The organism is Pseudarthrobacter sp. lyk4-40-TYG-27 (assembly GCF_030209295.1).
GTDB lineage: Bacteria > Actinomycetota > Actinomycetes > Actinomycetales > Micrococcaceae > Arthrobacter.
This window is the reverse complement of sequence record NZ_JARVSH010000007.1, coordinates 16,448-26,662: the sequence shown is the minus strand read 5'-3', so window position 1 is coordinate 26,662 and position 10,215 is coordinate 16,448. Positions and strand designations below refer to the sequence as shown.

The window sequence follows — 10,215 nt, the reverse complement described above, 5'->3', positions numbered from 1 at the left end:
ATGGGGGATCTAGCAATAGATTTCTGTGGCGAATGGTACGAGCCATCCGACGAGGACATCTTCAACATCGGCCGCGAAGGCGACCTTGAAGTGGACGACAACCCGTACCTGCACCGGCAGTTCCTGCAGGTTGCCCGCTACGACGGCATCTGGTGGCTCAGCAACGTCGGCAGCATGCTCTCCGCCACGGTGGCCGACGCTTCCGGTGGCATGCAGGCGTGGCTTTCCCCCGGCGCCCGGATCCCGCTGGTGTTCAGCCACACGAACATTATTTTTACGGCCGGCCCGACCACCTATGAGTTCGCCGTGCACTTGAAGACGCCGTCCTTCCGGCAGGAAGCCCGTGAGGACAGCAGCGGCGGCGACACGACGATTGGACCGGTGGTCTTCACGGATGCCCAGAAGGCCCTGATCGTGGCGCTCGCCGAGCCGGTCCTCCGGCGCGAAGGCACCGGCTTCAGCACCATTCCGTCCTCGGCCGCGGCCGCGAAGACGCTGGGCTGGGCGCTGACCCGCTTCAACCGGAAGCTGGACAACGTCTGCGACAAGCTGGACAGGGTGGGCGTCGTCGGGCTGCGCGGAGGCGGCGGCAAACTGGCGACCAACCGCCGTGCCCGGCTGGTGGAGCACGCCGTCACCACGCACCTGGTAACACCCGATGACCTGTACCTGCTGGAGAAGATGAGGGGCGTGGACGAAGGATGAGGATCCGCCTGACACTCCGCCGCGAGCCCGCCGACGCCAAGGATCTGGCCGTCACGGTGGACGGCCTGGCCACTGTGGCCGACATCGCCACCGTGTTGTGGGCTGCTGATCCGGACCGGAAAGGAACGCCCCCTCCGGAGAACCTCTCGCTGCGCATCGATGAAGCGTTCGTCGGTGCCGGCATCAGCGGAAATGTCCTGGCCCGCCAGGACAACCTGCTCGAATCAGGCCTGCGCCCCGGCTCGGTGGTATCGCTGGCCCAGGTCAGCGAGCAATTCCATGAGCCCGGCGCCGGCCGCGGACCGGCTGCGGCCACCTTGCGTGTCCTGTCAGGGCCCGACGTCGGCCGTGAATTTTCGCTGCCCACCGGCACCAGCTACATCGGCCGGGACCGGGACGTCGATATCCGCCTCACGGACCCCCTCACCTCCAAGCGGCATGCCCGGATCACCGTGGCGGAGGGCATCGAGATCGTGGACACGAACTCCGCCAACGGCCTGTTGATGGACGGACTTCCCGTCACGCGCGCAACCCTGAACTCCTCCGACACGGTGACGCTGGGGGACACCACGGTCACCGTGGTTCCGCTGGGCCACAACCATGCGGCAGCGCCGACGTCGCCCCTGGTGGACTTCAACCGTTCCCCGCGGGTGGTGCCCCGCTTCGAGGTGCCCAAACGGGTCCTGCCCTCCGGCCCCAAACGCCCCGAAGACCACCCCTTCCCGTACATCATGCTGGTGGCGCCGCTGATGATGGGCGCCGTGATCTTCGCGGTCACGCAAAACGTGCTGTCCATGGTGTTCATGCTGATGATGCCGTTGTTCATCGTGGGCCATTACGTGGACCAGAAGATGCGGACCAGGAAGCAGCAGAAGGAGCAGCTCAAGCAGTTCCGGGCGTCCATGGCGGCGTTCCGGCAGGACCTGACGGAACTGCAGCAGGTGGAGCGGGCTGTCCGGCTGCAGGAAGCACCGTCGGTCAGTGACACGGTGGATGCCATCTATAAGCTGGGCCCGCTGCTGTGGACCCACCGCCCGGAGCATTCCTCGTTCCTGGGCCTCCGGTTTGGGCTGGGCACGGCGCCGTCCCGGGTCCCGCTGGAGGAACCCTCCAGCAATGACACCGAAGTACAGTACAGCCGCGAAATCCAAGACTGCATCAAGCAGTTCAGCGAGATCGAAGGCGTTCCGGTTGTCTCCCAGCTGCGGACCTCCGGTGCCTTGGGCATCGCCGGTGCCCGCGGCCTGGTGGACGACGTGGCCCGGGGAATGGTGCTGCAACTGGTAGGCCTGCATTCCCCGGCCGAGGTTGTCCTCACCGCCATCACATCCGCCCAGTCGCGCGGGCGCTGGGATTGGCTGCAGTGGCTGCCGCACGTCGGCTCCGGCCACAGCCCGCTGGGCGGGGACCACCTTGCGGCGGGCTCGGCCGGCGGATCCTCCCTGCTGGCCCGGCTTGAGGACCTGGTGGACGCCCGCGAAGCCGCGGCCAAGCGGTCGGGTCCGGAGCTGCGCCCGGGCATCGACCCCGACAAGCACGACCTCGAAGAGCCTGTCCTGCCCGCCGTGCTGGTGGTCGTGGAGGATGACGCGCCCGTCGACCGCGGCCGGCTGACCCGGCTGGCCGAGCGGGGACCCGACGCCGGCGTCCACGTCCTGTGGGTGGCCACGGACATCCAGGCGCTGCCGGCCGCCTGCCGCGACTTCATGGTGGTGGACGGCGAGCACGGCACCACCACCGGACAGGTGCGCCTGGGCCGGCACACCTACCCGGTCAGCTGTGAGAGCGTGGACGCGGAGCTGGCGGCCCAGCTCGCGCGGATGCTGGCTCCCGTGGTGGATGTGGGCAAGCCGGTCAACGACGACTCCGACCTTCCGCGGGCCGTTTCCTACGCCACCCTGATCGGCAAGGACTTCCTGGACAACCCGCAGGCGGTGGCCGAGCGCTGGACCGAAAACAACTCCGTGCACGCCACCGCCGTGGCGAACCGCAAGGACAACGGCACCCTCCGCGCACTCGTGGGTTCCAAAGGCATCGAACCGCTCTACCTCGACCTGAAGAATGAGGGCCCGCACGCCCTGGTGGGCGGTACCACCGGTGCAGGAAAGTCCGAGTTCCTGCAGTCCTGGGTCATGGGCATGGCCGCCGCCTACAGCCCGGACCGGGTGAGCTTCCTGTTCGTCGACTACAAGGGCGGCGCCGCGTTCGCGGACTGCATCAACCTGCCGCACACCGTGGGACTGGTCACCGACCTTTCCCCGCACCTGGTGCGCCGGGCCCTGACGTCCCTGCGCGCCGAGTTGCACTACCGCGAACAGCTGCTGAACCGGAAGAAGGCCAAGGACCTGCTGGCACTGCAGCGGGAAGCCGACCCGGACGCACCGCCCTACCTGATCATCATCGTGGACGAGTTCGCCGCCCTGGCCAACGAGGTTCCCGAGTTCGTTGACGGCGTGGTGGACGTGGCGGCCCGCGGACGGTCCCTGGGCCTGCACCTCATCCTGGCCACCCAGCGGCCGGCCGGTGTCATCAAGGACAACCTCCGCGCCAACACCAACCTTCGCGTGGCCCTCCGCATGGCCGACGAGGAGGACGCCACGGACATCCTGGGCGTCCCGGACGCTGCCTATTTCGATCCCGCCATCCCCGGCCGCGGCGCAGCCAAGACCGGCCCGGGCAGGATCCAAGGGTTCCAAACCGGTTACGCGGGCGGCTGGACCACGGACAAGCCGCAGCGGCCGCAGATCGACATCGTGGAGATGGCCTTCGGTTCCGGTCCCAGCTGGGAGGCGCCCGCGCCCGACAAGCCCCTGGCGCAGGAGCCTGCCGGCCCCAATGACATTGCACGGATGACGTCCACGATCGTGCACGCGGCGGACTCGCTGGACATCAGGGCGCCCCGCAAGCCGTGGCTGGATGAGCTGGCCAAGACCTACGACTTCTCCAAGCTGCCCAATCCACGCACGGACGAACAGCTGCTGCTGGGCGTTGCCGACGACCCCGTGCACCAGGAACAGCCCACCGTGTTCTACGAACCGGACAGGGACGGCAACATGGCCATTTACGGCACGGGCGGCTCCGGCAAGTCGGCCGCACTGCGGGGCATCGCCATTGCCGCCGCGGTGACTCCGCGCGGCGGACCGGTCCACATCTACGGCATCGATTGCGGCTCCGCGGGATTGCGGATGCTCGAGGAGCTTCCGCACGTCGGTGAAATCATCAACGGCGACGACGTCGAACGCGTGGGGCGCCTGCTGCGGCTCCTGCGCGACATCGCCGAGCTGCGGTCAGCGCAGTTCGCGGAGGTACGTGCGTCCACCATCGTCGAATACCGGAAGCTCGCGAACCGGCCGGACGAGAAGCGGATCTTCGTGCTGGTGGACGGCATGTCGGCGTTCCGAGAGGCATACGAGCACAGCAAGCTCTCCGGGCTGTGGGACATCTTCCTCCAGCTGGCCACCGACGGCCGCACCCTGGGGATCCACCTGGTGGTGACGGGCGACCGGCCAAACGCCGTGCCGGCCTCCCTGCTGGCCTCGATCCAGCGCAGGCTGGTCCTGCGCCTGTCCTCCGAGGACGACTACATCTCCCTGGATGTTCCCAGGGACGTCCTTACCGCCACCTCGCCCCCTGGGCGCGGTCTCCTCGACGGCCTCGAAGTCCAGCTGGCAGTCCTGGGCGGGAACTCGAACCTGGCCCTGCAGGCCCGCGAAGTCCACAAACTCAGCGAAGCCATGCAGCGCCAGGGCCTGGACACCGCCCCCGGAATCGAACGGCTCCCGGACCAGGTGGACCTGGACGTCCTGCCCGCCGGCAGCCCGGACCTGCCCGTCATCGGCGTGGACGACGAATCGCTGCAGCCGGCCGAGGTCATGGCCCGCGGCCCGCTGCTCCTGGCGGGCCCGCCAGGGTCCGGGCGTACCGTTGCACTGGTCACCCTGGCCTACGCGCTGCGCCGGTCCAACCCCGCCACCGAGCTGATCTACCTCGGCTCCCGCCGCTCCGCCGTCGCGTCCCTGCCCATCTGGAACCGTTCCGTGGTGGGCCCGGATGATCTCGCCGAGGTGGTCGAGGACCTGGTTGAGCACTCAACCGGAAATCCCGGTTCGGTGGCCATCTTCATCGAAGGCCTCACCGAGTTCACGGACACCATCGCCGAATCCGGCATTGCCCAGCTGGTCACGGCGTCCCTCAAGGCAGACCAGTGGGTGATCGGCGAGTCCGAGTCCTCCACCTGGTCCTCGGCCTGGCAGCTTGCCCAGCCCTTCAAATCCGGCCGGCGGGGACTGCTGCTCAACCCTGGGGATATCGAAGGGGACGGCCTGCTCAACACCTCCCTGGGCCGGGTCAGCCCGGACTTCATTCCCGGCCGGGGCTACGTGGTGGGACGCGGCAAGGCACGGAAGATCCAGGTGGCGTTGCCGCCCGAAAACCGGGACTGAGCAGCCCGGAGATGTGCGGGGCCGCCGCAGCCGCGGATTTGCGGCCCCGCACGGCGCTGTAGAAGACTACCGGGGACACCAGAAAGCCGCGGTGGGGGGACTGCGCGCAGCGAAAGGTAGCAATGGCCCCGTCCGCACCGGTTCTCCGCACTGTTTCGACGACGGCAACAGCAGCTGTCATGGCATTGGCCCTCGGCATCTTCCCGGCCGGGGCGGCGGCCGCCGCCCCCCTGGCCGCACCTGCCCAGCCTTCATCCACCCAGGTGTCGGGAACCCAAACGGCGCCGGACTGCGGGCTGCTCTGCCTGCCCGTCCTTGCCAGCAGTCCGGACACCGGCCAAACCGGGCGGCCGCGCAAGTCCAAGGACCCCGTACCGCCGACCGCCCAACCCGCGCCTCCCGCCGCCGAAGCTCCGGTCCAGCCGCCACAGCCCGCCGGGCCTCCGGCCGCCACCGCGCCACCAGCCGACGCTTCGGTGCCGGCTGCAGACGCGGAAGCAGCATCCGACGGCGCGCCAACCGCAGTCCCATCGGCCGACGCCGGGTACCGCCCGCCCACCGGTCCTTCCAGCGGGGTGGACTGGAACAGCCCGGTCACCCGGTCCGCGGCGCCAACCCAGCTGGCTGCCGTTTCTCCCGCCCGGGGCGAAGGCCCCGGCGGCCCGGCGCTCCTGCCCATCGCACTGGGAACGGTGCTGTTGGCCATAGCGGCCGGCGCGTTCACCTGGTGGAACCGCAACCGGCTCCGGTCGCACTGACGCCGGCTCCGCGCCGCCCTGTCCCGTGCCGCGCCGCCCTGCCAAGGAAATCGTCGGAGGGGTAGGGCAAGATAGGTCTGTGAGTACAGGACCAGGACCCGCAGAACAGACCGCCGCCCGGACCGCGGCCCCGCACGAGCCCGAGGCCATCCCCACCGAAGCCCTCCGCGAGGAATACGAAAACCTCGCGGACCTGGTGCGGAAGTACCGGTTCGCCTACTACCAGGAGGATGCGCCCCTGGTCTCGGACGCCGAGTTCGACACCCTCTTCCGCCGCCTGGAAGAGATTGAGGCCCTGCACCCGGAACTGGTGGCCAATGACTCGCCAACCCAGGAAGTCGGCGGCGAGGTTTCCGCCGCATTCGCCCCGGTGGAGCATCTGCAGCGGATGTACAGCCTGGAGGACGTCTTCTCGCTTGAGGAACTCGAAGCCTGGCTCAACCGGGCCGAGGCAAGCATCGCGAAGATCGGTGACGGCGGCACCAAAGCCGCATGGCTGACTGAACTCAAGATCGACGGCCTCGCCGTCAACCTCCTGTACCGTGACGGAAAGCTGGTGCGCGCGGCCACCCGCGGCGACGGTACCACCGGCGAGGACATCACCCACAACCTGCTCACCATCAAGGAAATCCCGCAGGAACTGCAGGGCAGCGGCTTTCCCGCCGAGATGGAAATACGCGGCGAGGTCTTCATTCCCTCCAAGGCGTTCGCCGAATTCAATGACGCCCTGATCGAGGCCGGCAAAGCCCCGCTGGCGAACCCCCGCAACGCGGCGGCGGGTTCATTGCGGCAGAAGGACCCCGCCGAAACCGCCAAGCGGCCCTTGAAAATGTTCGTGCACGGCATCGGCGCCCGCGAGGGGCTTGAAGCCCGCAGCCAGTCGGAAACCTACCATCAGCTCAAAGAATGGGGCCTGCCCGTCAGCCCGTACTTCGAGGTGCTGGCGGCCCGCGACGACGTCCTGGGTTTCATCCAGCGGTACGGGGACCAGCGCCACAAGCTGCTCCACGAAATCGACGGCATCGTGATCAAGGTGGACGATTTCGCCACCCAGCGCGCCTTGGGCAACACCACCCGCGTTCCCCGCTGGGCGGTGGCCTACAAATACCCGCCCGAGGAAGTCCACACCAAGCTGCTGGACATCCAGGTCAATGTGGGCCGCACCGGCCGCGTAACCCCCTTCGGCGTCATGGAGCCGGTCAAGGTGGCCGGATCCACCGTGGAAATGGCCACGCTGCACAACCAGGACGTGGTGAAAGCCAAGGGCGTGAAGATCGGCGACATCGTCATCCTGCGGAAGGCAGGGGACGTCATCCCCGAGATCGTTGGCCCGGTCCTGGCCCTCCGGGACCAGCAGGATCCGCCGGTCCGGGACTTCGTGATGCCCGCCGAATGCCCCTCCTGCGGAACCCCGCTGGCCCCCGCCAAAGAAGGCGATGTGGACGTCCGCTGCCCCAACTCCAAGTCCTGCCCGTCCCAGCTCCGCGAGCGGGTATTCCACGTGGCCGGCCGGGGCGCGTTCGACATTGAGGCCCTGGGCTGGGAAGCGGCCATCGCCCTGACCCAGCCGGCCGAACCTGAAGTGCCTCCGCTGACGTCCGAAGCACGGCTGTTCGACCTCACCCCCGAGGACCTGGCCGAGGTACGGATCCGCCGGGAGAAGAAGTCCAAGGGCGTCCCCACCGGGGAGTTCGAGCTGGTGCCGTACTTCTACAGCAAGGGCACCGCCAAATCGCCATCCAAGCCAACCGCCAACACCCAGAAACTGTTCAAGGAACTGGAGAAGGCCAAGACGCAGCCCTTGTGGCGGGTCTTGGTGGCGCTGTCCATCCGGCACGTGGGCCCGCGGGCGTCACGCGCCCTGGCGCAGGCCTTCGGCACCATGGACCGTATCCGGGCAGCCAGCGAGGAGGAGCTCGCCCACGTTGACGGCGTAGGACCTACCATCGCCGCCGCCCTCAAAGAGTGGTTCGCCGAAGATTGGCACGTGGAGATCGTGGACCGGTGGGCGGCTGCGGGCGTCCGCATGGAGGACGAACGGGACGAGTCCATGCCGCGGACCCTGGAGGGCCTCACCGTGGTGGTGACGGGCTCGCTGCCCAACTTCAGCCGCGACGAAGCCAAGGAAGCCATCCTGCTGCGCGGCGGCAAGGCCGCGGGCTCCGTTTCCAAGAACACCAGCTACGTGGTGGCGGGGGAAAGCGCCGGGAGCAAGCTGGACAAGGCCGAACAGCTGGGGATCCGGGTGCTGGATGAGGACGGCTTCAGGCAGCTGCTCGACGGCGGGCCGGCAGCCCTGGGCGACGCCGCACCCGACGGCACCACACCGGACGCCGACGCCGCGGACCAACACAGCGCGGACCAAGGCAGCCCGGACCAAGGCAGCGCCCGCCACAACACGCCCGACGACACCACTGTGGAGGAAAGCGCATGACATCCGCGTCTGAACTGTTGGATGTGGCCCGGCAGGCCGCCGCGGCCGGTGCCCAGGTACTGTCCGGCCGTGACGGCAACGCCCTGGACCCCAACAACAAGGGTGCGGCCGGGGACTGGGTCACTGCCTTCGACATCGCCGCCGAGGACGCCGTGCGCGCCGTGATCGCCGCTGCCCGCCCCAGCGATATTGTCACCGGGGAGGAACAGGGAACGACGCGCCCCGCTGAATCCACGGGGTACCGCTGGTCCATCGATCCCCTGGACGGAACCACCAACTTCATCCGCAACATCGTCTACTACGCCACCTCCGTGGCAGTGGCCGATGCCGACGGCGTCTGGCAGGCCGGCGTCGTCAACGCCCCAGCCTTGGGGCGGGTGTACTACGCCGCCCGCGGCCAGGGCGCGTGGCTGGAGGAGCGGGGAACGCTCACCCGGCTGGAAGGGCCGGTTTCGGGCCGTACCGGGCAGATCCTGGCCACCGGGTTCAGCTACGAGCCGGCCGTCCGCTCCGAGCAGGCGGCAGCGTTCGCCACGCTGATGGATGGCTTCGCCGACGTGCGGCGGCTCGGCTCCGCTGCCCTGGACCTGTGCATGGTGGCGGACGGGACACACGACGCCTACGGCGAACGCGGCCTGAACGAGCATGATTTCTCGGCCGGTGCCCTGATCGCAGAGGAAGCAGGCTGCTGGGTGCGCCGGCCGCGGTTGACCAGTCCGCTCGACGGCGGTCCCTCCGACGACGAACGCCTGGACGCCTGGACCTGCGCGGCCGGGCTGGAACTGTCAGGAAAGTTTCCGCTCTAGGTGTACCGAGCCAAGCGCGCTGTCCGCCGGCCGGCCTGGGTGCGGCGGTAACTCCTCCCGGTACTGATAGTTCGATCACGGAAAGCCCCGTTTGGGCCCGCGGGGACCCGAACCGCCACTACCATTGACGGGTGCAGCCGCAGCTAACCATCCGTCCCGCCGTCGAAGCCGACTTCGGCGACGTCGCCCGCATCACCGGCGACTCCTACCTCGCCGCAGGGTACTTCGACGACGCCGCCCACCCGTACATGGTCAAGGTCATGGACGTTGCGGCGCGCGCGGAGCAGGCCACCATCTGGGTGGCTGAACGGGAGGGGTCGGTCATTGGCTCGGTCACCCTGGCACTTGCCGGTGAACCGTACGCTGACATTGCCCTGCCGGACGAACTGGAATTCCGGATGCTGGTGGTGGACCCTGCCGTCCAGCGCAGCGGCGCCGGACGCGCCATGGTGGAAGCCATCATCAGCCATGCCCGAACCCTGCCGGGTATCCGTGCGGTGGCACTGACCACGGGGAAAGACTGGGAAAGCGCGCATGGCCTGTACCGCAGGACCGGCTTCCACCGGGTGCCTGAACGGGACTGGTTCGTTCCCGGAACCGACACAAAGCTGCTGGTTTACCGGCGCGACCTGTAGCGGCCCTACAGTGGTGGCGACCCATTCCAGCTTTGAAAGGCCCACCCATGCGTAAAACCTTCGGCACCGGCTCCGTCTGGGAGCAGACGCTCGGCTATTCCCGCGCCGTCCAGGTGGACAACACCCTCTACATCTCCGCCACCGCGGCCAGCGGCGACGACGGAATCGTGGGAGACGACTTCTACACGCAGACCCAGTACATCCTGCAGAAGCTCGGCAAGGTCCTGGCCGACGCCGGCTTCGCGTACGAAGATGTGGTGCAGTCCAAGCTGTACCTGACGGACATCAGCAAATGGGAAGAGGCCGGCCGGGCACACGGCGAAGTATTCGGCGAGATCCGCCCCACCCTCTCCCTGGTCCATGTGCTGCCGTTCCTTGACCCGAACATGCTCGTCGAGATCGAACTGGTCGCCCGGAAAGCTGCCTGACGCTCTC

General features: G+C 68.2%; 7 protein-coding genes. All 7 read left to right on the top strand.

All coding sequences use genetic code 11. The features are described from left to right. The 7 genes from QRM96_RS14365 to QRM96_RS14335 all read left to right on the top strand — a co-directional run bounded on the left by QRM96_RS14365 (nt 1) and on the right by QRM96_RS14335 (nt 10,208). A complete protein-coding gene (locus QRM96_RS14365) occupies nt 1-705 on the top strand; it encodes a hypothetical protein (protein WP_018763009.1) in 705 nt (234 codons plus the stop codon). Then, the gene (locus QRM96_RS14360) at nt 702-5,147 is read left to right on the top strand and encodes a type VII secretion EssC family protein (RefSeq protein ID WP_285320052.1); all 4,446 of its coding nucleotides are present in this window, start codon (nt 702-704) and stop codon (nt 5,145-5,147) included. Before QRM96_RS14365 ends, QRM96_RS14360 begins: the two co-directional genes overlap by 4 nt. Nucleotides 5,148-5,326: 179 nt before the next feature. Continuing rightward, nucleotides 5,327-5,905 carry a hypothetical protein gene (locus tag QRM96_RS14355; protein WP_109045930.1) on the top strand — a complete coding sequence of 193 codons (579 nt, stop codon included), beginning with the start codon at nt 5,327-5,329 and terminating at the stop codon, nt 5,903-5,905. A 79-nt stretch (nt 5,906-5,984) separates the two neighbouring features. After that, a complete protein-coding gene (gene ligA, locus QRM96_RS14350; protein ID WP_502934893.1) occupies nt 5,985-8,339 on the top strand; it encodes an NAD-dependent DNA ligase LigA in 2,355 nt (784 codons plus the stop codon). Continuing rightward, entirely contained in the window at nt 8,336-9,145 is an 810-nt protein-coding gene (locus tag QRM96_RS14345; protein WP_285320051.1) for an inositol monophosphatase family protein, read from the top strand. The genes ligA and QRM96_RS14345 overlap by 4 nt, the downstream gene beginning before the upstream one ends. A 131-nt stretch (nt 9,146-9,276) precedes the next feature. Continuing rightward, nucleotides 9,277-9,780, top strand: a complete 504-nt coding sequence (locus tag QRM96_RS14340) for a GNAT family N-acetyltransferase (protein WP_018763013.1) — start codon at nt 9,277-9,279, stop codon at nt 9,778-9,780. Between the two features lie 47 nt (nt 9,781-9,827). Next, nucleotides 9,828-10,208, top strand: a complete 381-nt coding sequence (locus QRM96_RS14335; protein WP_018763014.1) for a RidA family protein — start codon at nt 9,828-9,830, stop codon at nt 10,206-10,208. Nucleotides 10,209-10,215: the final 7 nt, after the last annotated feature.

Excerpts from the sequence above, each read along its gene's own strand:
- QRM96_RS14355 (WP_109045930.1), top strand. The coding sequence starts at position 5,327 with ATGGCATTGGCCCTCGGCATCTTCCCGGCCGGGGCGGCGGCCGCCGCC.
- QRM96_RS14335 (WP_018763014.1), top strand. The coding sequence starts at position 9,828 with ATGCGTAAAACCTTCGGCACCGGCTCCGTCTGGGAGCAGACGCTCGGC.
- QRM96_RS14365 (WP_018763009.1), top strand. The coding sequence starts at position 1 with ATGGGGGATCTAGCAATAGATTTCTGTGGCGAATGGTACGAGCCATCC.
- QRM96_RS14345 (WP_285320051.1), top strand. The coding sequence starts at position 8,336 with ATGACATCCGCGTCTGAACTGTTGGATGTGGCCCGGCAGGCCGCCGCG.
- QRM96_RS14360 (WP_285320052.1), top strand. The coding sequence starts at position 702 with ATGAGGATCCGCCTGACACTCCGCCGCGAGCCCGCCGACGCCAAGGAT.